Below are 26354 nucleotides of genomic sequence, written 5' to 3'. Positions count from 1 at the left end.
AAAATGATAGCGCAAACAGACAAACGCCGCCCTTCCATCTTCGGGAAGTGGCGGCGTTTTCCTGAAAGGGGGTCGGCCAGCATGCAAAACGGCACGAGGAACCGTTGTGACTTGCCTACTAGCCGACCGACCCCACGACCCAGGAGATGCGGCGGACCTGAGCATCATGGGGTATCGACAGCTCCTCTGCGGGAGCGCTTCTTTTATGAGCCGATAATTTGCGCAGAAATGAAAGAAAATCAACAAATTCTTAATGATGAATTTTCTGAGCTTGATTCTATGGTTAAAAGTCCAGTTTTGGAACATGCAAAGATTTGACGGCTCTGCTTGACGGCAAAGCCTTATGACGGTGGAACCGAAGAAGTTCGACAATATAACTTAATAACTTAAGCTGTCCCTCCCCTTACGTGAGGTGATGCCGCCACACTTTATTTGACCCTGTTGGCGGCAGGCGTTTTTTATAGTCTTCATTTCATTTCGGGCTAGGCTCCGGCATTCCGGAGACTGTCGCGCCGCGCCATATCCACAGCAACGCCGGGAGTCCATTTTTGGGCTACCGGGCTGCAAAACTTGGGCCTGCGTCGCACAGGCGAAGGTTAAAATTCGGTAACAAATCGCTTACCGCAGTGGAAAACTCGCAAATGGCGCATATGGCGCCCAAAGTGATTCGTCAGGCAGCCGCTGCGACCACGCGATTGCGGCCGGAATTCTTGGCCTCGTAAAGGGCAAGATCGGCCTGCTTCATCAGCTGATCCGGGGTCAACACCGCGCCACTGCGCGAGGCGATGCCGAAGGAAGCGGTGACCCTCAGGAGTTCACTTGAGCGCTTCAGCATGAAGGGAGCGCTCTCGACTGCCGCGCGCAGGCGCTCGGCGACGGCTGCGGCAACTTCCGGCGAGGTGTCCGGCATCACCACGACGAACTCCTCCCCGCCATAACGGCAAGCGAGATCGGCACCGCGGATGGTCGAACGGACGCGGTTTGCGAATTCGCGCAGCACTTCATCGCCGCCGTCATGGCCGTAAGTGTCGTTCACCTGCTTGAAACGGTCGATATCGGTGATCAGCACCGAAAGCGGCCGGCCCCGCGCCATCGACCGATTGAAGAGTGCGTTCAGGTGATTGTCGAGATAACGTCTGTTGTAAAGGCCAGTCAGCGGATCGGTCACGGCAAGCTCGATCGTCTGCTTGACGCTGGCTCGCAAACGGTCGTTATAACGCTTGCGACGGATCTGCGTCAGGCAGCGGGCGACGAGCTCGTTGGGATCGACGGGGCGGATGATGTAGTCGTTGACGCCGAGATCAAGGGCGCGGACGACCATGTCGTCGGAGCCCTGCTCGGTGATGATCAGGATCGGCAGGAAGCGTGTGCGCTCCAGCGAGCGCAGTTGCGAGCAGAGGCGAAGCGGATCGTAATCGTCGAAATTGGCATTGACGATGACGAGATCGAACGTGTTCTCGGCCGCCTCGAAGAGGGCCGCCTGCGGATCGGAGAGGGCAAGCACATCGGCGACGGGCTTCAACGCCCTGACGATGCGCTCTTGCGAATTGGCGCGGCCATCGACCAATAACACCTGGCCGGCCTCATCGCCACGGCCTTCGCCTGCCCGCATGAGATCGCCCATGCCCATCGTATGAGCGGTGTCGGCGCGGATGCGCAGCTCGTCGCTCAAGGTCTTCAGCCGCAGCAGACTCTTCACCCGCGAGATCAGCTGCAGATCGTTGACAGGCTTGGTGAGAAAATCGTCGGCGCCGGCCTTCAGACCGCGTAAGCGATCGGCAGGCTGGTCGAGTGCGGTGACCATGACGACGGGAATATGGGCGGTCTTCTGACTGGCCTTCAGCCGCTCGCAGACCTCGAAACCATCGATACCGGGCATCATGATGTCGAGCAGGATCAAGTCGACCTGGTTGCGCTCGCAGATTGCTAGCGCTTCGTGACCGTCGGCAGCGGTCATCACGTCGAAATACTCCGCGAGCAGCCGCGCTTCAAGCAGCTTCACGTTGGCCGGAATATCGTCAACCACCAGTATTCGCGCGGTCATAAGCGTCTTTCCGATGCGTCAGGCATCGCCCAGATAGGTCTTGATCGTCTCGATGAATTTCGGAACCGAAATCGGTTTGGAAACATAGGCTTCGCAGCCGCCCTGGCGGATCCGCTCCTCATCGCCCTTCATCGCGAAAGCCGTGACGGCGATGACCGGAATAACGTGCAGCTCGTCATCTTCCTTCAGCCATTTCGTGACTTCGAGGCCGGAGACCTCGGGAAGCTGGATATCCATGAGGATGAGGTCGGGACGATGCTTGCGCGCCAGATCGAGCGCCTCCATGCCATTTCTAGTCTGGATCGTGGTATAGCCGGACGCCTCGATGAGGTCGCGAAAGAGCTTCATGTTGAGCTCGTTATCTTCTACAATCATCACCTGTTTGGGCATGACAAGCTGTCCCTACGTCCGTTCGCGCAGCGGTTCGTCCCATGAGAAAGGCACATGCGGATGAATAGCTCCGTGAAACCGATAGCGCACGCTACCGGTATTTGGTTGAAGAAAAGGTAACTTACCCCTCGAAATGCAAAGCAACTTCAAGACTTCGAAACAGCAGGCGGCCGACCCGCACGAGACGGCGATCGCCGTGCTTGGCTGGCTTGCCGCCGATCCCGACATGTTCGGCCGCTTCCTCGCACTCACCGGCGTGGCGCCCGAGCAGGTGCGCAACGCGGTCAACGATCCGGGTTTCCTCTCAGGCATGATGGACTTCCTGATGAACCACGAACCGACGGCGATGGCCTTCTGCACGGCGAGCGGCCTCAGCCCCGATACGGTAACCGCCGCCTGGCGGCATTTCTCTTCGCCCGGGCTCGATTCGGGAGAATACTGAGCGTGACAGAGCTCGATATTTCGCACATCCGCCTCGGCGAGCGGCCGCTGATCGTCTGCGACGTCGACGATGTCGTGCTGCGGTTCATCGACCCCTTCCAGCTTTTTCTCCAAAGCCTGGGACACGAATTCCTGCCGCGATCGTTCCGGCTTCACGGCAACATCGTCTCGAAAGCGGACGGCACGGAGATCGAGGGCCGACAAGTCAGCCGGCTGATCGAAGATTTTTTCGAAGCGCAGGAATTGTGGCAGACGCCGGTCGACCGCGTCGTCGAAACGCTCGGCCGGCTTTCGCAAGACGCCGATATCCTTTTCCTGACGGCGATGCCGCCACGGTACCAGGATCCGCGTCGCCGCCTGCTGGACAGCGCCGGCCTGCTCTTTCCGCTGCTTGCCAGCGAGCAACCCAAGGGGCCAATCGTCCATGCACTGCATGCCAGCCGCTCCTTTCCTGTCGCCTTCATAGACGATATGGCGCACAATCTGAATTCGGTCAGGGAACACGTGGCCGATTGCCTGCTCATTCACCTGATGCCGGACTCGCCCGTCCATCGTTTCGCGCCGGCGGCAGCCGACGACATCACCCGCGCCACCGATTGGACGCATGCGGCCGGGCTGATCGAGGCCCATTTCCTTTCCGGCCCGGTCAACCGCGCAGCTCCAGCCGCATGAGCGGACGGCCGTCCTTGCGCATTGCCACCGTCTCGAATCCGGCTGCCTCGAAGATTGCCGTCGAGCCGATGCAGAGCGTCACCGATTTCGACTGCTTCACATGATCGATCGGGCAGGCTTCGAGCAGCCGCGCGCCCCGGCGCCGGGCATGGTCGATCGCGCCGGCGAGCAGGCGATGACTTAATCCCTTGCCGCGCAGTTTCGGCAGCAGGAAGAAGCAGCTGACAGCCCAGATAGAGGGATCACGCGCATCCTCCTCCTCCAGCGGCCGCGAGACGGTGCGCGGTGAATTGAACTGCGGCACGTCGTGGCGCGGCCCGACCTGCACCCAGGCGACCGGTCCGCCATCTGCATAACAGAGGATCCCCGGCGGCGGCCCCGCCCCGATCCGCTCGCGCATATGCGTCTTGCGCTCGTCGGCCGTCATCGTCGTCCTCACCGCATGCGGCAAGTGCAGCGCGACACACCAGCAATTAAAAAAGGCCCCCTGCGGGCCGAACAGAGTTTCGAAGTCTCCCCACCGGTCTGCCGTCACCGGCTCGAAACGAAGATCTTTATCCAAAGGCAAAGCTCCCGTCCTCTCTTGTGACTCATAAGCTTAAGGCGTAGTGTCGCGCCGTTCAACCTTTGTTCTCACCATGACGCCCGCGCCTGACAAGACACCCGGCTTCTGTCGCGACTGCCTTGCCGAGCAGAAGGGCGAGGCGCGTCGTTGCATTTCCTGCGGCAGCCCGCGCCTGGTGCGCCATCGCGAACTCTACGCATTGACGCTTGCGCATATCGATTGCGACGCCTTCTACGCGGCGGTTGAGAAGCGCGACAATCCCGAACTTGCCGACAAGCCCGTCATCATCGGCGGCGGCAAACGCGGTGTCGTCTCCACTGCCTGCTATATCGCCCGCATCCACGGGGTGCGTTCGGCGATGCCGATGTTCAAGGCGCTGGAGGCATGTCCTCAGGCCATCGTCATACGCCCGGACATGGAGAAATATGTCCGTGTTGGGCGCCAGGTGCGTGCGCTGATGCAGGATCTGACGCCGCTGGTGCAGCCGCTGTCGATCGACGAAGCCTTCCTGGAACTTGGCGGCACCGAGAGGCTGCATCACGATCCACCGGCGCGCACGCTCGCCAAATTCGCTCGCCGCATCGAAAAGGAGATCGGCATTACCGTTTCGGTCGGGCTTTCCTATTGCAAATTCCTCGCCAAGGTCGCTTCCGACCTGCAGAAGCCGCGCGGATTTTCCGTTATCGGCCGCGAAGAAGCGGTGGAATTCCTGGCCCCGCGTCCCGTGACCACCATCTGGGGCGTCGGCAAGGCCTTTGCCGCGACGCTGGAGGCGGATGGCATCCGCACCATCGGCCAGTTGCAGCAGATGGAGGAGAACGACCTGATGCGCCGCTACGGCAGCATCGGCCAGCGGCTCGCCCGGCTGTCGCGCGGCATCGACGACCGCGAGGTGCATCTCAACGACGCCGCCAAGAGCGTTTCGGCCGAAACGACCTTCTTCGACGACATCTCGCGGCACGACGATCTGGTGCCGATCCTGCGCAACCTTTCCGAAAAGGTTTCCTGGCGGCTGAAGAAAAACGATATCGCCGGCCAGACCGTGGTGCTGAAGATGAAGAGCGCCGACTTCAAGACGCGCACCCGCAACCGCAAGCTCGAGGACCCGACTCAGCTTGCCGACAGGATCTTCCGCATCGGGCTCGAGCTTCTCAAAAAGGAAACGGACGGTACGAAATTCCGCCTGATCGGCATCGGCGTCACCGATCTCGGCGACGCCACTCGCGCCGATCCGCCCGATCTCATCGACCGGCAGTCAGGCCGGCGGGCGGCGGCCGAAGCGGCGATGGACAAGCTGCGCGACAAGTTCGGCAAGAACACAGTCGAGACCGGCTACACCTTCGGCAACGGCAAGCGCGATCACTAGAACATCCCGCGCAAAAGTGCGCGCGGCTATTCGAAATTCGTACGAATGCGTTAAATCAGACAGCTGAAACTTTGATGATGCGACATGCTTTGCCTTTTATCCTATGCGCGTCGTTAGAGCGGAACCGCTGCACCGGTCCGGGCGAGCCGCCGAGTCCGGGGGTTAAAATCTTCCTTAAACTTCGTCCCGTAATGTGCGTACCAGTATTGCGTATGGTTGGGTATCATGTTCTCGCGTCTCGTCTTCGGCCTCGGCTTGCTGTCGGCCACCGCACTCGTGCACCCTGCTCTGGCCGCGGATGCACGCACGCTGCAGATCTTCGTCTCGAAGAACAAGCAGTCGCTTGTGGTTTATGACGGCACCGAGGTCGTCGCAACCTCGAAGGTCTCGACCGGCAAGGACGGCCATACGACGCCGAGCGGCATTTTTTCGGTGCTCGAAAAGCAGAAATACCACGAATCCAACCTCTATTCGGCTGCCCCGATGCCGTTCATGCAACGGCTGACATGGTCCGGCATCGCGCTGCACGAATCCAATTCCGTTCCGCGTTATCCGGCCTCGCACGGCTGCGTGCGCATGCCCGGCGCCTTCGCAAAAATGCTCTACCGAATGACCGAGCCCGGCATTCCCGTCATCATCAGCGACGACGAATTGGTGCCGCAACCGATCGACCATCCGAACCTTTTCCGCCCCGATGCGCCGGCAGCGATGCCGCTGCTTTCGGATGTCGAACTGCGGCCCTCGATGCCCGACAGCGCCGGGACACCGGTGCAGGTGGCGATGAACGATACCGCGGCGATGCCAATGCCGGCAAATCCGTCGATTACGGCGCCCGAAGCCGAGCCGCCGTCCGAACCGATCAGCATGCTCGTCACGCGGCGCACGCTGCGCGAGACGGTGATCGACATCCAGACGCTACTCAATCAGCTCGGCTTTTCCGCCGGTGGTCCGGACGGCCTACTCGGTCCGTCGACCGTGCAGGCGATCAACGCCTTCAAGATGCTGCGGCCGGTGGAATTTGCCGGCGACAGGAGCCTGGTCTCCGACAGACTTCTCACATCGGTCTATTCCGCCGCCGGCAAGGGTGAACCGCCGAACGGCGTCATCATGGTGCGTCAGGCCTTCAGGCCGATCTTCGAGGCCCCGGTGACGATCGCCGATCCGGACTTAGCACTCGGCACGCATTTCTTCACGCTGCATGCCGTCGATGAACATGCCGGCACGGCGGATTGGCTGGGCATCACGCTCGAGAACAATCTCTCCCGCGAGACGATGAAGCGGCTCGGGATCACCAATCAGGAAAGTTCGATCGTCACAGGCAGGCCGATCGCCCGTTCGCTGAGCCGCATCACGATCCCCGACGAAACACGCCGCAGGATCGACGCGCTGATCGCGCCCGGCTCGACGTTGACGATCTCCGATACCGGCCTTGGTCGCGAAACCGGTGAGGGCACGGATTTCATCACGATCACCCGTGGGTGATGAGATCAACCGGGCTGATCACGATCAACTGGGTTGATCAGACAAGCTCGACGTCGACGACGCCGGGCGCGGCGCGAAGAGCGGCAGCAATCTCCGGAGTGATGCGGTATTTCTCCGACAGCGCCACTTCCACCTCGCGTTTGCCGTCCTCCTTGATGACGATGAAGGAAACGAGACCGTCGCCCTTGGCGTTCAGATGGCCGGCGACCATCTTCAGCGGCCCGGAATCTCTGATATAGACGCGCAGCGCCTTCTGCATCTGGAGCGACTTTTCCTCCAGCGACTGGATCGTCTGGATACGCAGACCGATGCCCTCCGGCCGCTCCTCACCGGTCGCGGTCAGCAGGAAGGATTTCCCGGACTCGAGCACGTCGCGATACTGGTTCAGCATCTCCGAAAACAGCACCGCCTCGAACTGGCCCGAGGAATCGGAAAAGACGATGATGCCCATCTTGTTGCCGGTGCGGGTCTTGCGCTCCTGCTTGGAGATTACGGTTCCGGCAAGGCGCGCATTGGCAGCCCCCTGCTTAATCGCCTGAGAAAACTCGGCAAAGGTCTGCACACGCATCTTCTGCAGGATGTTGTTGTAGGAATCGAGCGGGTGGGCCGTCAGATAGAAGCCCAGCACCTGGAATTCCTTGAGCAGACGCTCCGATGCCAGCCAGGGTGAATAGGGCGGCAAGGAGATCTTCTCCGGACCTGAGTTTAGTGCGCTGCCAAAAATGTCCGATTGACCGCTCAGCTTGTTTTCCTGGGCGCGCTGGGCATAACCGAGGATGCGGTCGAGGCCGGCGGCCAGCTGGGCGCGGTCCGTGCCAAAACAATCGAAGGCGCCGGCATAGATCAGGCTTTCGAGCACGCGGCGGTTCACTTGGCGCGGATCGATGCGCAGGCAGAAATCCTCGATGCTGGCAAAAGGCTTGTCGCCACGCATCTCGACGATGTGGTCGACGGCGGATTCGCCGACCCCTTTGAGGGCAGCCAGCGCATAGTAGATACGATTGTCGCCGGTCTCGAAATGGCGGAAGGAGGTCTGCACCGAAGGCGCGATCACCTCGATGCCGAGCCGCTTGGCGTCCTGTCGGAAATCATTGACCTTTTCCGTGTTGGACATGTCGAGCGTCATCGAGGCGGCGAGGAATTCGACCGGATAGTGCGCCTTCATGTAGGCCGTCTGGTAGGAGACGATGGCGTAGGCGGCGGCGTGCGACTTGTTGAAGCCGTAGTTTGCGAACTTCGCCAGGAGTTCGAAGATGTTGTCGGCTTGCGGCTTGGATACGCCGTTCTTGACGGCGCCGACGACGAAGCGTTCCCGCTGCTGGTCCATCTCCGCCTTGATCTTTTTACCCATGGCGCGGCGCAGAAGGTCGGCTTCGCCAAGCGAATAGCCCGACAGGACCTGGGCGATCTGCATCACCTGTTCCTGGTAGACAATGACGCCCTGCGTTTCCTTGAGCAGGTGGTCGATCATCGGATGGATCGATTCCAGCTCTTCGTCGCCGTGCTTGCGGGCATTGTAGGTCGGGATGTTCTCCATCGGGCCCGGGCGGTAAAGCGCCACCAGCGCGATGATATCCTCGATGCAGTCCGGCTTCATGCCGATCAGCGCCTTGCGCATGCCGGCACTTTCCACCTGGAACACGCCAACCGTCTCGCCGCGCGACAGCATCTCGTAGGTCGGCTTGTCGTCGAGAGGAATGGCCGCAAGATCGACTTTGATGCCGCGCTTGGCGACGAAATCGACGGCGACCTTCAGCACAGTCAGTGTCTTCAGACCGAGGAAGTCGAATTTGACGAGGCCGGCCTGCTCCACCCACTTCATGTTGAACTGGGTAACCGGCATGTCGGAGCGCGGATCGCGATACATCGGCACCAGCTTGGACAGCGGCCGGTCGCCGATGACGATGCCGGCGGCATGCGTCGAGGCGTGGCGATAAAGCCCTTCGATCTTCTGGGCGATGTCGAGCAAACGCGCCACCACCGGTTCTTTCGCCGCCTCCTCCTGCAGCTTCGGCTCCTCTTCGATCGCCTTTGAGAGTGGCGTCGGATTGGCGGGATTGTTCGGCACGAGTTTGCAGATTTTGTCGACCTGGCCGTAAGGCATTTCCAGCACGCGTCCGACGTCGCGAAGGGCGGCGCGCGCCTGCAGTGAACCGAAGGTGATGATCTGCGCCACCTGCTCGCGGCCATATTTCGCCTGGACGTAGCGGATCACCTCTTCGCGGCGGTCCTGGCAGAAGTCGATGTCGAAGTCAGGCATCGAGACGCGTTCCGGATTGAGGAAGCGCTCGAACAGCAGCGAAAACCTGAGCGGATCGACGTCGGTGATCGTCAAGGCATAGGCGACCAGCGAACCCGCGCCCGAGCCACGACCGGGACCGACGGGAATATCATGTTGCTTGGCCCATTTGATGAAATCGGAAACGATCAGGAAGTAACCTGGGAAGCGCATGCGCTCGATGACGCCGAGCTCGAATTCCAGCCGCTCGCGATAATCCTTTTCCTCGTAACCGGGCGACATGCCGAGGGTCGAAAGCCGCATGTCCAGCCCTTCCACTGCCTGGCGGCGCAATTCGCCTGCCTCGGCGCGTTCCGCCTCCTCGGCATCGTCGGTGGCGCCCGTGAAACGCGGCAGAATCGGCTTTCGCGTTTTCAGCACGAAGGAGCAGCGCCTGGCGATCTCGATTGTGTTCTCAAGCGCTTCCGGCAGGTCGGAAAAGAGCTTGGCCATCTCGGCCCGGCTCTTCAGGTAGTGATCCGGAGTCAGGCGAAAACGGCTATCGTCGGAGACGATGGCGTTATGCGCAACCGCCATCAGCGCATCATGGGCGTCGTAATCGTCGCGGGTCGGAAAGAAGGCTTCGTTGGTGGCGACGAGCGGCAGGTCATGCGTGTAAGCAAGCCTGACGATCTTCTGTTCGTGCCGCCTGTCGTAGGTGCCGTGCCGCTGCAGCTCGACATAGAGTCTGTCGCCGAAGAGACGCTTCAGCGTGAGCAGCCGGGCTTCCGCCTGGGCGTGGTGACCTTCCCTGACAGCCGCGTCGACCGGCCCGGTCACCGCGCCGGTCAAGGCGATCAGCCCTTCCGTGCCTGCCTCTTCCAGCCAGGAAGCTCTGATATGAATGGCCTGGTTGCTATCGCCGCCGAGATAGGCGCGGCTGACGAGATCGACCAGCCTTTCGTAACCAGCCTCCGTCGCGGCAAGAAGAACGATCGACGGCAGCTTGATCAGGGCCGGCTGACCGCCGCGCTTTTCGCTTTCCAATCCGTCTTCCATGTCGATCGAGACCTGGCAGCCGATGATCGGCTGCAGGCCCTCGTCCATTGCCTTCTGGGAGAATTCAAGGGCGACGAAGAGATTATTGGTGTCGGTAATGGCGATCGCCGGCTGACTGTCGCCGGTCGCCTTGTAGAGGATCTTCTTCAGAGGCAGCGCGCCCTCAAGAAGCGAATAGGCGGAGTGGACCCTCAGGTGGATGAAGCCCGGCGTGCCGCCGGTCGCCTCACCCATTGAACCCTTTTCCGTCTCCGCCATGATATGCCTTCCCAATCAGCCGAAATGAATCGGATGCATTGTCGGCATTGAGGGCGATGATGTCCAGAAGAAGACCAGCGTGTGAACCGCATGACTGCCATGCGATCCCCTGAAAACTTTAGATCGCGATGACGATAAGCGAGAAGCTGGCAACGAACATTGCGATGGAGGTGAATGCTGCGATATCACGGATCATGTCAGTCATCTGGCTCTCCTTTACTCGGTATGTTTTCACTTTGTTCCATCTATGTTCCGATGTCAACAGGAATCTTTTCCTTCGCGCTTGCGTTTGAAAGATGCGGGTTCCGTGCTGCGAATCGAACAGCTTCAGCGCTGGCTTTGAACATGCTCCGCGCGACCGGCCCGACATCGCCTGCCGAACGGATCCATACAGCGCATCCGATGTCTGATGCACCTGCCCCAAGGCGATCGAGCAATGCTCGGCCTTTTGTACTTCTTATGTTCTCTGTCTTCTGCTATTTCCGTATCAGATGAGACAGGGAGGAAGATGATCATGCTCGACACCGCGGTGCTGAACGACTTCATCGTAGAGGCGAAAGCCGCGACCTATGTCGGCGGCGGTGTGCCTCGCCCGCCCTGCCGACCGGGTGCCCATGATATCGGCTACTTCAGCGGCGACTGGCGTTATCTGGACAGCTATTTCGGCGGCACCGATTTCGCCGGACAGGAAGTGGTTTGGTTTACCGGCGAACCCGTCTGGGCGATGAATTATTTCGGCTGCGTCGTCGCGTCCGATCTCATCGACGGCAGAGCCGCCGGGACCGTGATCAAGGCGGCGCTGTCGGCAATGTATCGGGAGGGCCGCTTTCTCGGCGGAATGGAATTCGATCATCCGTTCGGCCGCTATGTCGACCGCAGCGAAGGCGGCTGCGAGCGATTCAGTGGCCATGAATGCATCATGGTCGCCGGGCGGAAGGCTTATGTGCTCGATTACCGCGGCGGGCTGGTCGTCCCGTAGTCGAGCTAGAAGTCGACGACCTTGCCATCGGAGATCGTGACGCGCCGATCCATGCGGCCGGCGAGTTCGTGATTGTGAGTGGCGATGAGGGCAGCAAGGCCAGATTGGCGCACCAGCGCCTCCAGCGCATCGAAGACGTAGCTTGCCGTTTCCGGATCCAGATTGCCGGTCGGCTCGTCGGCAAGAAGCAGCGTCGGCGCATTGGCGACGGCGCGGGCGATCGCGACACGCTGCTGTTCGCCTCCTGAAAGCTCGGCCGGGCGATGCGAACCGCGATGGCCGATGCGCATATAGTCGAGGAGCTGACCAGCTCGCTCCTGGGCTTCCTTCCAGGACAGACCGGCGATCAGCTGCGGCATCATGATGTTCTCAAGCGCCGAAAATTCCGGCAGGAGATGGTGGAACTGGTAGACGAAGCCGATCTCGCGGCGGCGGATCGCCGTGCGCTTCTCGTCGGAAAGACCGTCACAGGCATGGCCGTTGATGGTGACTTCGCCGCCATCCGGATGCTCGAGCAGGCCTGCCACATGCAGCAGCGTCGACTTGCCCGTGCCGGAGGGGGCGACGAGGGCGACGATCTCCCCTTTCGACAGCGAGAAATCTGCTCCCTTCAAGATCGTGAGCAGCGTATCACCCTGCCCGTAATGGCGCTCGACGCCGGTAAGCTTGAGGACGACGTTGCGGTTCATGAATGCGGCATTCCTTATTCGTAGCGCAGGGCCTGCACCGGATCGAGCCTGGAGGCGCGCCATGCCGGGAAGATGGTGGCGATGAAGGAGAGGCTGAGCGCCATGACGACCACCGAGATCGTTTCGCTGATATCCATCTCGGCCGGCAGCTGGCTGAGGAAATAGACCTGGGGATTGAAAATCACGGTGCCGGATATCCAGGAGAAGAACTGGCGGATGGATTCGATATTGACGCAGACGAGAACGCCGAGCAGCACACCGGCAAGAGTACCGACGATGCCGATCGCCGCCCCGGTCATGAAGAAGATGCGCATGATGGCGCCGGCGCTGGCGCCCATGGTGCGCAGGATGGCGATATCGCTGCCTTTGTCCTTCACCAGCATGATGAGGCCGGAGATGATGTTCAGCGCCGCCACCAGCACGATCAGCGTCAGGATCATGAACATGACGTTGCGCTCGACTTGCAGCGCCGAAAAGAAGGTCTGGTTGCGCTGGCGCCAGTCAGTGAGGTTGATCTGACGGCCTGCCGCTTCCTCCACTTTGGGCTTCAGAGCATCGATATCGTCGGGGTGATCGACGAAAAGCTCGATCGACTGCACCAGCCCCTCGGCATTGAAATAAAGCTGCGCCTCCTCGAGCGGCATGAAGATGATCGAGGAATCATATTCGGACATGCCGATCTCGAACAGCCCGGAGATCTTGTAGGACTTGACGCGCGGGCTGACGCCCATCGGCGTAATGTCACCATCCGGTGACGTCAGCGTAATCAGGTCGCCGACGCGCAGGCCGAGCTGGTCGGCCATGCGGGTGCCGATCAACACGCCTTGGCCGGAAGCAAAACCCACCATGTCGCCCGGGTTAATATGCTCAGAAACCGCTTTGAGTTTGGTCAGATCTTCCGCGCGGACACCGCGCACCAGCGCACCGGTGCTGCCGCCAGCCTGGGCGGAGGCGAGCACCTGGCCTTCGACCAGCGGCAGCGCCATCTTGACGCCGGGCACGGCGGCGAGCCTGCTGGCGAGATCCGCATAATCAGTGAAAGGTCCGTCGACCGGCTGCACGATCATATGACCGTTGATGCCGAGGATGCGCGAGACGAGTTCGGTGCGAAAGCCGTTCATGACGGCCATGACGATGATCAGCGTCGCAACGCCGAGCATGATGCCGACGAAGGAGAAGCCGGCGATGACCGAGATGAAGGCCTCCTTGCGGCGGGCGCGCAGATAACGCCACGCCACGAGGCGCTCAAAGGTGGAAAATGGCTTGCCAGCCGGACCCAAGCCGGATTTTGAACTCCGGTCCACTGCTGCCTCTGCCATTTCGCCTCCGTTTCCTTAAGCCACGAACCTGTTGATCGCCGCTTCGATGGTCATCGTTTCACGGGCGCCGGTCTTGCGGTCCTTCACTTCGACCTCGCCGTTCGCGACCGCACGCGGCCCGGCGATGATCTGGACAGGTACGCCGATCAGGTCGGCCGTCGCGAATTTCGTGCCGGCCCGGTCGTCGGTATCGTCATACAGCACATCCTTGCCGGCCTTTTTCAGCGCGGCGTAGATCAGCTCGCAAGTATCGTCGCAGGCCTCATCGCCCACCTTCATGTTGATGACGACGACATCGAAGGGTGCGACCGATGCCGGCCAGATGATTCCGTTCTCATCATGCGATGCTTCGATGATGGCGGGAACAAGGCGTGTCGGACCGATACCGTAGGAACCCATGTGGACGAAATGTTCCTTGCCATCCGGTCCTTGCACTTTCGCGCCCATGGGCTCGGAATATTTCGTGCCAAAGTAAAAGATATGGCCAACCTCGATGCCGCGAGCGGAAAGGCGCTCGGCTTCGGGAACGGCGTTGAAGGCAGCCTCGTCGTGCATTTCCGAGGTGGCCGCATAGAGCGAGGTCCACTTGTCGAAGATCGCCTTCAGGCCTTCGACGCTGTCGAAATCGGTGTTTTCGCCGGGAATATCGAAACCGACGAAGTCCTTATGGCAGAAGACCTCGGATTCGCCGGTATCGGCGAGGATGATGAATTCATGGCTGAGATTGCCGCCAATCGGCCCGGTATCCGCGCGCATCGGGATGGCGCGAAGGCCAAGCCGATCGAATGTTCTGAGATAGGCGGCGAACATCTTATTATAGGAATGCTCCGCCCCTTCGCGCGTCAAATCGAAGGAATAAGCGTCCTTCATCATGAATTCGCGCGAGCGCATGGTGCCGAAGCGAGGCCGGATCTCGTCACGGAACTTCAGCTGGATGTGATAGAGATTGAGCGGCAGGTCCTTGTAGGATTTGACGGAGGAGCGGAAAATATCCGTCACCATCTCCTCGTTGGTGGGGCCGTAGAGCATCGGCCGGTCCTGGCGGTCCTTGATACGCAGCATCTCCTTGCCATAGGCATCATAACGGCCGCTTTCCTGCCAGAGCTCGGCCGATTGCAGGGTCGGCATCGAAAGCTCGATAGCTCCGGCGCGGTTCTGCTCCTCACGGATAATGGCGTTGACCTTGTCTAGCACACGCTTGCCGAGCGGCAACCAGGAATAGATGCCCTGAGACTGCTGGCGGATCATGCCGGCGCGCAGCATTAACCGATGGGAGACGATTTCCGCCTCCTTGGGGTTTTCCTTAAGGATGGGCATGAAGTAGCGAGACAGACGCATGGCGATTCCGGAGCAGTTGAGATCCCGCTGGCGAGCGGAATCGAAGATAGGTTGTGAATGTGGGAGCGTTCATAGCCGCTTCGCAGCGGGAAGGAAACCCGCAACTGCTGTCGGGCGCCTCCGGGACACGCTTGTTCGCACCCGCAAAATGAAAGGGCGTGAAAAAGTGCGTGTTTATAAGGACTTGAACGAAAATCTTGTCAACAGAAAAATTTTGCTGGCGTGTAGCAAAAATACAAAAAAAGCTAATGACAAAGCCCAATGTTTGGGCTAGTTTTAGCTCACAAAACAGGCAAGGAAGTTAATTCTTGCCATTTCGCGGTCAAGTCTTGGGAGGATCAGATCTTAGGCGCGCTCGTCGCAGCCCCGGCAACGGTTACAGATCACGCGATACTTAAAACAAGGCTTTTAGCCTTGTTTTTTTTTGGTTTTTCACCCTCTCCCCCCCTTCAAACTCCAGACGGCTTCCGTAAGGTGAGCCCCTCATTCCGTTAGGCGAGCGCTCTGACGCGCCAGCATGACGCCAACTGGACTTCCATGATAAGATTTGCATATGCTCAAAGTTTGAGCAAAAGCTATTTCAATAGAAGCTAGGCCCGAGTTGTGGAAGGGCGTCAAATCCCCAGCCGAAATAAGTGTCGCAGACATACCAGATGCCATAGATCAGCGCTGAGATCAGCGTCGTCAGCGAAAAGACGAAGGCGGCGCGAAAGCGGGTGGGCGCACTTGGCACGGTGCCGAGCACGACATCGTCGTCTTCCGCCTGGGTGCGCAGGCCGATCGGCAGAACGGCGAACAGCGTCATCCACCAGATGATGAAATAGACGGCGAATCCCTGAAGGAAGGTCTGGAGCATTATCTTTCCCGGTGGTGTCTTGCCGACAGAACGCGTGAAGCGCGGTGCCGCTTGGAGCTGGCGCACTTATACGGCGGAATAGCGTCCAACTCAAAGCGAACGCAACATTTCGCCGTCTTCGGGTCACTCTGCCGCAGCGAAAACGAGTCCGATTGTATTTGCTTTAGGCCTGTTCGAGTTCGATCAGCGTGCCGAAGAAATCCTTGGGGTGCAGAAAGAGCACCGGCTTGCCATGCGCGCCGGTCTTCGGCTGGCCGTCGCCAAGCACCCGCGCGCCGGCGACGACCAGTCGGTCACGGGCGAGGATGATATCGTCCACCTCGTAACAGATATGATGCATGCCGCCGGACGGGTTCTTTTCGAGGAAAGTTGCGATCGGCGAGTCTTGCCCGAGCGGCTGCAGCAATTCGACCTTGGTGTTCGGCAATTCGACGAAGACGACGGTGACCCCGTGTTCCGGCAGAGGCTGCGGCTGCGATACGGCGGCCCCCAGCGTGTCGCGATAAGCGGCCGTCGCCGCTGCGAGGTCGCGAACGGCTATGGCGATATGGTTCACTCGGCCGAGCATGGTCAGACCTTGGTGATGAAGGCGGTGACAAGGGGCTTTTTACCCCAGGCGTGATTTGCAGCTGCGCGGATGGCACGCCGCACGGCCTCCTGCAGCATGTCGATATCCTTGCGGCGGGCGCGCGGAATGCTTTCGATGGCGCTGATCGCCGCATCGTAGAGCGTATCTTCCATCTCCTCGCCTTCGTCATCATAAACCGGCAGGCCGATCGAGACGAGATCGGGATCGCCGAGAATGTCATACCGCGCGTCGAGCAAGACGTTTACCGCGACATGGCCGACATAGGAGAGTTTCTTGCGCTCGCCGATACCCATTTCATCGAAATCGCCGATCAGCAGGCCGTCCTTGTAGATCCGGCCATGCGGCGCTTCGCCGATCACCTCGACCGGACCTGGCGCCAGCCGCAGGATATCCCCGTTGCGCACCCGCGGGACGATCGCAATGCCGGATTGCTCGGCAAGCTCCTTATGCGCCGTCAGATGCGTCGCCTCGCCATGCACCGGCACGACGATTTTCGGCCGGGTCCACTCATACATCCTCTGCAACTCGTTGCGGCGCGGATGGCCGGAGACGTGGACGAGCGCCTCGGTATCGGTGATGATATGTACGCCCTGCTCGACAAGGCCGTTCTTGATATCCTGGATCGCCTTCTCGTTGCCGGGAATGGCGCGCGAGGAAAAGACGACGATATCGCCTGCCGCAAAGGCCACGTTGCGCATCTCGTCGCGGGAGAGCTTGGCAAGGGCGGCCCGCGCCTCACCCTGGCTGCCAGTCAGGATGACGACGACCTTGTCGCGCGGAATGTAACCGTACTCCTCCTCGGAAATGAAAGGTTTGACCCCTTCCATCAGGCCGATATCACTAGCGACATCGACGACGCGCTTCAGCGAACTGCCGAGCAGCAGCACTTCGCGGCCGGCCGCCTCGGCAGCCTCGGCTACGGTGCGAATACGCCCGACATTCGACGAGAAGGTGGTGATCGCCACCCGGCCCTCGGCATCCTCGATGATCTTGCGCAGGCTTTCCGACACATCTTTCTCGGAGGGCGAAACACCGTCGCGCAGGGCGTTGGTGGAATCGCACATCAGCGCCAGCACGCCCTCGTCGCCAAGCTGGCGGAAGCGCGTCTCATCGGTCAGCGGCCCGAGCGAAGGCTCGTGGTCGATCTTCCAGTCGCCGGTGTGGATAACGTTGCCGGCCGGCGTGCGGATCATCAGCGACATCGGCTCGGGAATCGAGTGATTGACGGCCACACCTTCGATGCTGAAGGGGCCGACATTGATCGTGTCGCCTGCCTTGAACGGCGTCACCGGCACTTCGCCGATCGTTGCCTTCTCGAAGTTGCGTTTGGCTTCGAGCAGACCCGATGTAAAGGCCGAGGCGAAAACCGGAACATTTAGGCCCGGCCAGAGGTCGGCAAGCGCCCCGTAATGGTCTTCATGGGCATGGGTAATGATAATCGCTTTGAGGTTCTTGCGCTCGCTGGCGAGGAAGCGGATATCGGGCAGAACGAGATCGACGCCCGGCAGGTCGGGTCCGGGGAAAGTGACGCCGCAGTCAACCATGATCCACTGGCGATGCTCGGGCGGGCCGTAGCCGTAAAGGGCAAGATTCATCCCGATCTCGCCGACGCCACCCAGAGGCAGGAATACCAATTCGTCCTGTTTCGCCATAATTTTCGTTTTTTCCGCTATCCAAAAAACACATCACCCGCGGCAATAGACATGACCGTGCCAGCGCCGGTATCGAGCATCAACAAGCCATTATCATCAATCCCGGCGAATTGTCCGGAAATCGACCGGTCCGGTAAATTGACCGTGATATTTTCCCCGACGCCGCAGGCGATGGCGCGCCAGCGCGCGGTGATCTCGGCAATGCCGCGGCCCTGATCCCATATTTCGAGCACATCCGCCGTCGCCGCGAAGAGATGGGCGAAGAGCTCCTCCGGCGACGCCGCGCTCGCATGCTCGCGCAGGCAGGTGACGGGATAGAGCGGATTGTCCGGCATGACCGAGACATTGATGCCGATGCCGACGATCAGCGCATAGCGGCCGTCCGGCAGCCTTTCGCCTTCGATCAGGATGCCGCAGGTCTTCTTTCTGCCGATGAGGACATCGTTCGGCCATTTGACCTCGAGCGGCTCGGCGCCCAGCGGCAGCACCCGGCGGATCGCCTGGTGAACGGCAACGGCGATTGCCAGCGGCAGCGAGCCGAGGCGCTCCATCGGCGCCGGGTCGATCAGCAGAAGAGAGGCGTAGAGATTGCCGCGTTCGGAAACCCAGAGCCTGCCGCGACGGCCGCGGCCGCCCGTCTGCCTCTCGGCCGTCACCCAGAGATTGCCGGGATCCCCCGCCCGGGCTCGGGCGAGGCATTCGCTGTTGGTGGACGATGTTTCCGACAGAGCCTCATGCCTGATATCGCCGAGCGATATCCGGCGCCGTCCGTCGGAGGCCATCAGAAGAGCGTCGCGGCGGCAAGCTCTGCCGCGCCGCCGATCGGGCCGCCGATGAGGACATAAGCGGTGACGAAGAGACCGGAGAGACCGAAGACCAGCCGCAGGGCGCCGGAGACACGGGCGAATTCGCCGGTCGCTTCATCGAACCACATCAGCTTGATGACGCGCAGATAATAATAGGCGCCGACGACCGAGGCGAGAACGCCGATGATGGCGAGCGCATAAAGCTTGGCTTCGATGGCGGCGACGAAAACGAAGTACTTGGCGAAGAAGCCTGCCAGCGGCGGGATGCCGGCGAGCGAGAACATCAGCACCGTCAGCACGACGGCCATGAACGGGTTTGTCGTGGAGAGGCCGGCGAGATCGTCGACGTTTTCGACGACGGTGCCGTCCTTGCGGCGCATCGACATGATGATTGCAAAGGTGCCGAGCGTCATGATCATGTAAATGACCATGTAAAGCATGACGCCGGAAACACCGGTCTGATTGCCGGCAGCTAGGCCGACCAACGCATAACCCATGTGGCCGATCGAAGAATAGGCCATCAGCCGCTTGATGTTCTTCTGACCGATCGCGGCAAAGGAGCCGAGCAGCATCGAGGCGATCGAGATGAAGACGACGACCTGCTGCCAGTCGGCCAGAACCGGCTGGAAGGCGGTGATGACCATGCGTGTCATCATCGCCATGGCGGCAACCTTGGGGGCTGCGGCAAGGAAGGCGGTGACCGGCGTCGGCGCGCCTTCATAAACATCCGGCGTCCACATGTGGAACGGAACGGCCGAGATCTTGAAGGCGATGCCGGCGAGGATGAAGACCAGGCCGAAGATGAGGCCGAGCGACCGTGCGCCCTCGACGGACAGCGCCTGGGCAATTTCGGCGAAATGGGTGTGACCGGTGAAGCCATAGACCAGCGACATGCCGTAGAGCAGCATGCCGGATGACAGTGCGCCGAGCACGAAATATTTGAGACCGGCCTCGGTCGACTTCAGGCTGTCGCGGTTGATCGCGGCGACGACATAAAGCGCCAGCGACTGCAGTTCCAGCGCAAGATAGAGCGAGATCAGGTCGTTGGCCGAGATCATCAGCAGGATGCCGAGAGTCGCCAGCAGCAGGAGAACCGGGAACTCGAACTTGTCGAGCTGATTTTCGCGGGCATGCCCCATCGTCATGAACAGAGCGACCAGCGAACCGAGGAGCGCCACCAGCTTCATGAAGCGCGAGAAGCCGTCGGCCATGTAGACGCCGCCGAAGGCGAGGCCTTCCGCCGGCACGAAGAGCAGCCACAGACCGGATGCGAGCAGCAGCACGATGGCGAGGCCGGTGACGACAAGGCCCGACCGCTCGCCTGAGAAGACGCCGACCATCAACAGGACCAGGGCGCCGACCGCGAGGATGAGCTCCGGCGCGGAAAGATGCAGACTGAGGAGAATTGTTTCAGCGGTCATGTCCGATAAGTCCCGTCATCATTTCATAGACAGCGCAACGTTCTGCGCTGCGTGCACGGCGGCCGTGTAGTTGTTGACCAGCAGATCCACCGAGGCGGCCGTCGCATCGAAGACCGGAGCCGGATAAACGCCGAAGAAGATGGTCAGCGCGACCAGCGGATAAAGGATCAGCTGTTCGCGTCTGGAAAGATCGAGCAGCGCCTTCAGCTTTTCCTTCTCCAGCGCGCCGAAAATTACCCGGCGATAGAGCCAGAGCGCATAGGCGGCCGAGAGAATGACGCCGGTGGCGGCAAAGAGCGCGACCCAGGTGTTGACCCGGAAGACGCCGATCAGCGTCAGGAATTCGCCGATGAAGCCAGACGTGCCGGGAAGCCCGACATTGGCCATGGTGAAGACCATCATCGCCACGGCATATTTCGGCATGTTGTTGACGAGGCCGCCATAGGCGTTGATCTCGCGGGTATGGGTACGGTCGTAGACGACGCCGACGCAGAGGAAGAGCGCGCCGGAGACGATGCCGTGCGACAGCATCTGGAAGATCGACCCCTGAACACCCTGCATGTTGGCGGCGAAGATGCCCATGGTCACGTAGCCCATATGCGCCACGGAGGAATAGGCGATCAGTTTCTTCATGTCGTCCTGCATCATCGCTACCAGCGAGGTGTAGATGATGGCGATGACCGACATGGCGAAGACGAGCGGCGCAAAATAATCGGACGCGACCGGGAACATGCCGAGCGAGAAGCGGATGAGACCGTAGCCGCCGAGCTTCAGGAGCACGCCGGCAAGGATCACCGAGCCTGCCGTCGGCGCCTGAACGTGCGCATCCGGAAGCCAGGTATGAACGGGCCACATCGGCATCTTCACTGCGAAAGAGGCAAAGAAGGCAAGCCAGAGCCAGGTCTGCAGCGCCGGCGGGAACTTGTAGGCGAGCAGCGCGGTGATGTCGGTCGTGCCGGCCTGCCAGTACATCGCCATGATGGCGAGCAGCATCAGCACCGAGCCGAGCAGCGTATAGAGGAAGAACTTGTAGCTCGCATAGACGCGATCCTTGCCGCCCCAGACTCCGATGATCAGGAACATCGGGATGAGGCCCGCCTCGAAGAAGACGTAGAAGAGCACGATATCGAGCGAGACGAAAACGCCGACCATCATCGTTTCGAGGATGAGGAAGGCGATCATGTATTCCTTCAGGCGCCTCTCGATCGAGAGCCAGCTCGCCAGCACACAGAAGGGCATGAGGAAGGTCGTCAGGATGACGAACAGCATAGAGATGCCGTCGACGCCGACGTGGTAGCCAATGCCGGTGCCGAGCCAGTCATGCTTCTCGACCATCTGAAAGCCTGGATTGGCATTGTCGAAGCCGATCCAGATGACGAGCGAGACGATGAAGGTGAAGACGGTGGTGATCAGCGATATCCCCAGCACGTTTCTCCGGCCGCTTTCGCTGTCGCCATTCATCAAGAGCAGGAGCACCACGCCGGCGAGCGGCAGGAAGGTGACCGTTGAAAGAATAGGCCAATCGGTCATCAGAAGGAACTCCCGAGCATCATCCAGGTAACGAGCGCCGCAATGCCGAGCAGCATGGCGAAGGCATAGTGATAGAGGTAACCGGTCTGCAGACGGACCACGCGATCGGTGACGGCGACGACGCGGGCGGCGACACCGTTCGGCCCGTAGGTATCGATGACGCCGACGTCACCCTTCTTCCACAGGAAGCGGCCGAGCGCCCTTGCCGTGCGGACGAACAGGAAGTCGTAGAGTTCGTCGAAATACCACTTGTTGAGCAGGAAATGGTAGAGCACCCGGTGCTGCTTGGCGAGGACGCGCGGCGTCTGCGGCGAGCGGATATACATGTACCAGGCAATGACGAAACCCAGCACCATAGCGATGAAGGGGCTTAAGCCGACAAGCGTGGGTACATGATGGAACTGTTCGAGGAGTTCGTTTTCGGCACCGGTAAAGAGCGCGCCCTTCCAGAACTCGGCATATTCCTCGCCGTAGAACCGGCCTTCGAAGATCACGCCCGCAAATATGGCGCCGAGCGCAAGGATATAGAGCGGCACCAGCATGACCTGGGGCGACTCGTGGACGTGGTGCATGACCTCATGCGAAGCGCGCGGCTTGCCGAAGAAGGTCATGAAGATCAGGCGCCAGGAGTAGAAGCTGGTAAATAGAGCCGCAATGACCAGCAGCGAGAAGGCGAAGCCCGAGACCGGCGAATGCGATGCGTAGGTCGCCTCGATGATCACGTCCTTGGAGAAGAAGCCGGCAAGGCCGAACGGCGTGAAGGGAATGCCGACGCCGGTGATCGCCAGCGTGCCGATGATCATGAGGCCGGCGGTAACTTTGATGTGCGGATACAGGCCGCCCATGTGGCGCATGTCCTGCTCGCCGTCGACGGCGTGGATGACCGAGCCGGCACAGAGGAAGAGCAGCGCCTTGAAGAAGGCATGCGTGAAGAGATGGAAGATCGCCGCGCCGTAAGCCCCTACCCCGAGCGCCACGAACATGTAGCCGAGCTGCGAGCAGGTGGAATAGGCGATGACGCGCTTAATGTCGTTCTGCACCAGGCCGACGGTTGCCGCGAAGAAGGCGGTGATCGCGCCGATCACGGTGACGACCGTGAGCGCATCCGGCGACAGTTCGAACAGCGGCGACATGCGGGCGACGAGGAAGACGCCGGCGGTGACCATGGTCGCGGCATGGATGAGGGCCGAGACCGGGGTCGGGCCTTCCATCGCGTCCGGGAGCCAGGTGTGCAGCAGGAACTGCGCCGACTTGCCCATTGCGCCCATGAACAGCAGCAGGCAGATGCCGGTCAGCGCGTGCGCCTTGTCGAGCTGCATGCCGAAGAGGTTGAGGATCACTTCGCTCGCCTCACCGCCGCCTTCATGCGGGGCGAAATTCGATGCATTGGCGAAGATCGTATCGAGGTTAATCGAACCAAACAGCACGAAGACACCGGCAATGCCCAGCACGAAACCGAAGTCGCCGACGCGGTTGACGATGAAAGCCTTCATCGCCGCGGCCGTCGCCGACGGCTTCTTGAACCAGAAGCCGATCAGAAGATAGGAGGCGAGACCGACGCCTTCCCAGCCGAAGAACATCTGCGCCAGGTTGTCGGCCGTCACCAGCATCAGCATGGCGAAGGTGAAGAGCGAGAGATAGGCAAAGAAGCGCGGGCGATGCGGATCGGTATGCATGTAGCCGATCGAATAGATATGCACCAAGGTCGAGACCGTGTTGACGACGATCAGCATGACTGAGGTCAGCGTATCCACGCGCAGCGACCAGGAGACGTCGACGCCGCCGGACTGGATCCAGCGCAGCACCTCGACCTTGATCGGCCCGCCTTCAAGATGGCCCATGCCAACGTTGAAGAAGACGATCCACGACAGGATGCCGGCGATGATCATCAGGCCGCTGGTTACATATTCCGAGGCCTTGGCGCCGATGGCGCGGCCGAAAAGGCCGGCGACGATCGCGCCGATCAAGGGAAGAAAGACAATAGCCTTATAGAGGAACATGAGCCACTCAGCCCTTCATCATATTGACGTCTTCGACCGCGATCGAGCCGCGGTTGCGGTAGAAGACAACGAGAATTGCAAGACCGATCGCCGCTTCGGCAGCCGCGACCGTCAGAATGAACAGCGCGAAGACCTGGCCGACAATGTCGTTCAGGAAGGAAGAGAAGGCGACCATGTTGATGTTGACGGCAAGCAGGATCAGTTCGACCGACATCAGGATGACGATGACGTTCTTCCGGTTCAGGAAGATGCCGAAGACGCCGAGCGTGAAGAGGATGGCGCTGACTGTCAGGTAGTGGGAAAGACCGATGACCATGTTCTTTGTTCCTTGACCTGCCTTTAGACGCCCTGCCCCGGCTTGACCGTAACCACCTCGACGGCGGTGGCGGGCGTGCGGGCAACCTGCCTGGAAATATTCTGCCGCTTGATGTTGGTGCGATGCCTCAGCGTCAGCACGATCGCGCCGATCATGGCGACCAGCAGCACCAGGCCGGCAATCTGGAAGAAATAGACGTAGTTGGTGTAAAGCACGTCGCCGAGAGCGGCCGTATTGGTGCGCTCGGTCAGTGCCGGGATCGGCATGGCGACTGATTTGGCGATCTCAGGCGAGATGACGCTGCCGCCGATGACGACGATCAGTTCGGCCGCCAGGATGATCCCGATCAATCCGCCGATCGGCGCATATTCGAGCACGCCTGCCCTCAATTCGGTGAAGTCGATGTCGAGCATCATCACTACGAAGAGGAAGAGGACGGCGACGGCGCCGACATAGACGACGAGCAGGATCATCGCCAGGAACTCGGCGCCGAGCAGCAGGAACAGGCCGGCCGCGTTGAAGAACACCAGGATCAGAAACAAAACCGAGTGAACCGGGTTCTTCGCCCAGATGACCATGAACGCCGACGCCACCGCGACAAAGGCGAAAAGATAGAAAAATAGAGCCTGCAGACCCATGTTGGTGCCTTTTTCATCTTCCCCCGGGCAGCCGGGAATTTTCCCTGCCCGATGGAGCTTCGCGGCACTCGCCGGCAAAGCTCCTGTGCATATTGACCGTGACAGGAGCGAGCAGCTCCACCGCGGCGTTTCAGATCTCAATCAGCGGTACGGCGAGTCGATCGCGATGTTGCGGGCGATTTCGCGCTCCCACCGGTCCCCGTTATCGAGAAGGCGCGCCTTGTCGAAATAGAGCTCTTCGCGGGTTTCCGTCGCAAATTCGAAATTCGGACCTTCGACGATCGCGTCGACCGGGCAGGCTTCCTGGCAGAAGCCGCAATAGATGCACTTCACCATGTCGATGTCGTAGCGCACGGTGCGGCGCGTGCCGTCGTTGCGGCGCGGACCGGCCTCGATGGTGATCGCCTGGGCTGGACAGATCGCCTCGCAGAGCTTGCAGGCAATGCAGCGTTCCTCGCCGTTCGGATAACGGCGCAGCGCATGCTCGCCGCGGAAGCGCGGGGAGACCGGACCCTTTTCGAAGGGATAGTTGATGGTCGCCTTCTGGCGGAAGAAATAGCGCATCGACAGAAAGAACGCGCCGAAGAATTCCTTGAGGAACAGCGAGTTGATGGAGCTGGACAAGCTTGCCATCTTCAACCTCCAATTTTGCCGGAAACGAGAGCTGGGATCATTACGCCCATCCCATCAGTTTCAGCACGAATGCAACGATGATGACCATGGCGAGCGACAGCGGCAGGAAGACCTTCCAGCCGAGGCGCATGAGCTGGTCGTAGCGGTAGCGCGGGACGAAGGCCTTGACCATCGCGAACATGAAGAACACGAAGCATGCCTTCAGCATGAACCAGATAATGCCCGGGACCCAATTGAGAATCCAGATATCGACAGGAGGCAGCCAGCCGCCGAGGAAGAGGATCGTCGTCAGCGAGCACATCAGGCAGACGGCCGCATATTCGCCGAGCATGAACATCATGTATGGCGAGGAACCGTACTCGACCATGAAGCCGGCGACGAGTTCCGATTCGGCTTCCGGAAGGTCGAAAGGCGGACGGTTCGTCTCGGCGAGCGCCGAGATGAAGAAGACGATGAACATCGGGAACAGCGACAGCCAGTGCCAGTCGAGAAACGAGGCCGGCAGGCCGAGCATGGTGCCGAGGCCGGTATGCTGCGCATTGACGATGTCGGTCAGGTTGAGCGAGCCGACGCAGAGCAGAACGGTGACGATGACGAAGCCGATCGAGACTTCATAGGACACCATCTGTGCGGCCGAGCGCAGCGCGCCGAGGAAGGGATACTTCGAATTCGAAGCCCAGCCGCCCATGATGATCCCGTAGACTTCAAGCGAGGAGATCGCGAAGATATAGAGAATGCCGACATTGATGTTGGCGATCACCCAGCCATCAGCGAGCGGCACCACCGCCCAGGTGGACAGCGCCAACAGCACGGTCACCAGCGGGGCCAGCAGGAACACCGCCTTGTTGGCGCCGGCCGGAATGATCGGCTCCTTGAACACGAACTTCAGAAGGTCGGCGAAGGACTGGAACAGGCCGAAGGGACCGACAACGTTCGGGCCGCGGCGCAGCTGCACGGCCGCCCAAATCTTGCGGTCGGCAAGCAGCACGTAAGCGATGAAGACGAGCAGGCAGACGAGAAGCAGCAGCGACTGACCGATCATGATGATCCCCGGCCAGACATAGGTTGAGAAGAAAGAATCCATGAGTTCCTG

The 26354-nt window shown here is 60.5% G+C and carries 23 protein-coding genes; 5 read left to right on the top strand and 18 right to left on the bottom strand.

What is annotated here, in order from left to right:
• Positions 1 to 670: 670 nt before the first annotated feature.
• Complete coding sequence (locus HJC00_RS22175) at positions 671 to 2044, bottom strand: PleD family two-component system response regulator (RefSeq protein ID WP_210628270.1); 1374 nt, start codon at positions 2042 to 2044, stop codon at positions 671 to 673.
• 18 nt (positions 2045 to 2062) lie between these two features.
• Entirely contained in the window at positions 2063 to 2434 is a 372-nt protein-coding gene (locus tag HJC00_RS22170) for a response regulator (RefSeq protein ID WP_003547430.1), read from the bottom strand.
• Positions 2435 to 2567: 133 nt separating this feature from the next.
• Here HJC00_RS22170 and HJC00_RS22165 point away from each other — a divergent pair, with 133 nt between their 5' ends.
• Positions 2568 to 2876: a DUF3572 domain-containing protein gene (locus HJC00_RS22165; protein ID WP_210628271.1), complete on the top strand. Its 309-nt coding sequence runs from the start codon at positions 2568 to 2570 to the stop codon at positions 2874 to 2876.
• Positions 2873 to 3547 carry a hypothetical protein gene (locus HJC00_RS22160; RefSeq protein ID WP_210631648.1) on the top strand — a complete coding sequence of 225 codons (675 nt, stop codon included), beginning with the start codon at positions 2873 to 2875 and terminating at the stop codon, positions 3545 to 3547. The genes HJC00_RS22165 and HJC00_RS22160 overlap by 4 nt, the downstream gene beginning before the upstream one ends.
• Here the strand turns inward: HJC00_RS22160 and HJC00_RS22155 are convergent.
• Entirely contained in the window at positions 3522 to 4109 is a 588-nt protein-coding gene (locus HJC00_RS22155) for a GNAT family N-acetyltransferase (RefSeq protein WP_210628272.1), read from the bottom strand. The genes HJC00_RS22160 and HJC00_RS22155 overlap by 26 nt on opposite strands.
• A gap of 76 nt (positions 4110 to 4185) precedes the next feature.
• On the opposite strand from HJC00_RS22155, the gene HJC00_RS22150 reads away from it, so the two are divergent.
• Complete coding sequence (locus HJC00_RS22150; protein ID WP_210631649.1) at positions 4186 to 5478, top strand: DNA polymerase IV; 1293 nt, start codon at positions 4186 to 4188, stop codon at positions 5476 to 5478.
• A 225-nt stretch (positions 5479 to 5703) separates the two neighbouring features.
• On the top strand, positions 5704 to 6960 hold the full coding sequence (locus tag HJC00_RS22145) for a L,D-transpeptidase family protein (protein WP_221147468.1): 1257 nt from the start codon (positions 5704 to 5706) through the stop codon (positions 6958 to 6960).
• 37 nt (positions 6961 to 6997) lie between these two features.
• Here the strand turns inward: HJC00_RS22145 and dnaE are convergent, their stop codons facing one another.
• The gene (gene dnaE / locus HJC00_RS22140) at positions 6998 to 10495 is read right to left on the bottom strand and encodes a DNA polymerase III subunit alpha (RefSeq protein WP_221147469.1); all 3498 of its coding nucleotides are present in this window, start codon (positions 10493 to 10495) and stop codon (positions 6998 to 7000) included.
• Between the two features lie 514 nt (positions 10496 to 11009).
• On the opposite strand from dnaE, the gene HJC00_RS22135 reads away from it, so the two are divergent.
• On the top strand, positions 11010 to 11474 hold the full coding sequence (locus HJC00_RS22135) for a DUF5680 domain-containing protein (RefSeq protein WP_210628275.1): 465 nt from the start codon (positions 11010 to 11012) through the stop codon (positions 11472 to 11474).
• A gap of 5 nt (positions 11475 to 11479) precedes the next feature.
• On the opposite strand, the gene HJC00_RS22130 is transcribed toward HJC00_RS22135, so the two are convergent.
• The 14 genes from HJC00_RS22130 to nuoH all read right to left on the bottom strand — a co-directional run bounded on the left by HJC00_RS22130 (position 11480) and on the right by nuoH (position 26345).
• Positions 11480 to 12163 (bottom strand): ABC transporter ATP-binding protein, encoded by a 684-nt coding sequence (locus HJC00_RS22130; RefSeq protein WP_210628276.1) that lies wholly within the window; start codon positions 12161 to 12163, stop codon positions 11480 to 11482.
• A 14-nt stretch (positions 12164 to 12177) separates the two neighbouring features.
• Complete coding sequence (locus HJC00_RS22125) at positions 12178 to 13482, bottom strand: lipoprotein-releasing ABC transporter permease subunit (protein WP_210628277.1); 1305 nt, start codon at positions 13480 to 13482, stop codon at positions 12178 to 12180.
• Positions 13483 to 13497: 15 nt separating this feature from the next.
• Positions 13498 to 14820, bottom strand: a complete 1323-nt coding sequence (gene proS, locus HJC00_RS22120; RefSeq protein WP_210628278.1) for a proline--tRNA ligase — start codon at positions 14818 to 14820, stop codon at positions 13498 to 13500.
• 580 nt (positions 14821 to 15400) lie between these two features.
• Positions 15401 to 15676 carry a DUF1467 family protein gene (locus HJC00_RS22115; RefSeq protein WP_210628279.1) on the bottom strand — a complete coding sequence of 92 codons (276 nt, stop codon included), beginning with the start codon at positions 15674 to 15676 and terminating at the stop codon, positions 15401 to 15403.
• 163 nt (positions 15677 to 15839) lie between these two features.
• Positions 15840 to 16244, bottom strand: a complete 405-nt coding sequence (gene mce, locus HJC00_RS22110) for a methylmalonyl-CoA epimerase (RefSeq protein ID WP_210628280.1) — start codon at positions 16242 to 16244, stop codon at positions 15840 to 15842.
• Between the two features lie 2 nt (positions 16245 to 16246).
• Positions 16247 to 17917, bottom strand: coding sequence for a ribonuclease J (locus HJC00_RS22105; RefSeq protein ID WP_221147470.1), 1671 nt, complete (start codon positions 17915 to 17917; stop codon positions 16247 to 16249).
• A 17-nt stretch (positions 17918 to 17934) separates the two neighbouring features.
• Complete coding sequence (locus HJC00_RS22100) at positions 17935 to 18699, bottom strand: biotin--[acetyl-CoA-carboxylase] ligase (protein ID WP_210628282.1); 765 nt, start codon at positions 18697 to 18699, stop codon at positions 17935 to 17937.
• Entirely contained in the window at positions 18699 to 20144 is a 1446-nt protein-coding gene (gene nuoN / locus HJC00_RS22095) for an NADH-quinone oxidoreductase subunit NuoN (RefSeq protein WP_221164619.1), read from the bottom strand. The genes HJC00_RS22100 and nuoN overlap by 1 nt, the downstream gene beginning before the upstream one ends.
• An 18-nt stretch (positions 20145 to 20162) precedes the next feature.
• Positions 20163 to 21674, bottom strand: coding sequence for an NADH-quinone oxidoreductase subunit M (locus HJC00_RS22090; RefSeq protein ID WP_210628284.1), 1512 nt, complete (start codon positions 21672 to 21674; stop codon positions 20163 to 20165).
• Positions 21674 to 23674, bottom strand: a complete 2001-nt coding sequence (gene nuoL / locus HJC00_RS22085; RefSeq protein WP_210628285.1) for an NADH-quinone oxidoreductase subunit L — start codon at positions 23672 to 23674, stop codon at positions 21674 to 21676. Before nuoL ends, HJC00_RS22090 begins: the two co-directional genes overlap by 1 nt.
• Positions 23675 to 23681: 7 nt before the next feature.
• A complete protein-coding gene (gene nuoK / locus HJC00_RS22080; protein ID WP_003587269.1) occupies positions 23682 to 23990 on the bottom strand; it encodes an NADH-quinone oxidoreductase subunit NuoK in 309 nt (102 codons plus the stop codon).
• A 23-nt stretch (positions 23991 to 24013) separates the two neighbouring features.
• Positions 24014 to 24628, bottom strand: coding sequence for an NADH-quinone oxidoreductase subunit J (locus tag HJC00_RS22075; RefSeq protein ID WP_184452956.1), 615 nt, complete (start codon positions 24626 to 24628; stop codon positions 24014 to 24016).
• 141 nt (positions 24629 to 24769) lie between these two features.
• Positions 24770 to 25261 (bottom strand): NADH-quinone oxidoreductase subunit NuoI, encoded by a 492-nt coding sequence (gene nuoI, locus HJC00_RS22070; RefSeq protein ID WP_004680064.1) that lies wholly within the window; start codon positions 25259 to 25261, stop codon positions 24770 to 24772.
• A 40-nt stretch (positions 25262 to 25301) separates the two neighbouring features.
• On the bottom strand, positions 25302 to 26345 hold the full coding sequence (gene nuoH, locus HJC00_RS22065) for an NADH-quinone oxidoreductase subunit NuoH (protein WP_210628287.1): 1044 nt from the start codon (positions 26343 to 26345) through the stop codon (positions 25302 to 25304).
• Between the last annotated feature and the right edge of the window lie 9 nt (positions 26346 to 26354).

Source organism: Rhizobium sp. NLR22b (genome assembly GCF_019685295.1).
GTDB lineage: Bacteria > Pseudomonadota > Alphaproteobacteria > Rhizobiales > Rhizobiaceae > Rhizobium.
This window is presented reverse-complemented; position numbering and strand designations above follow the sequence as displayed.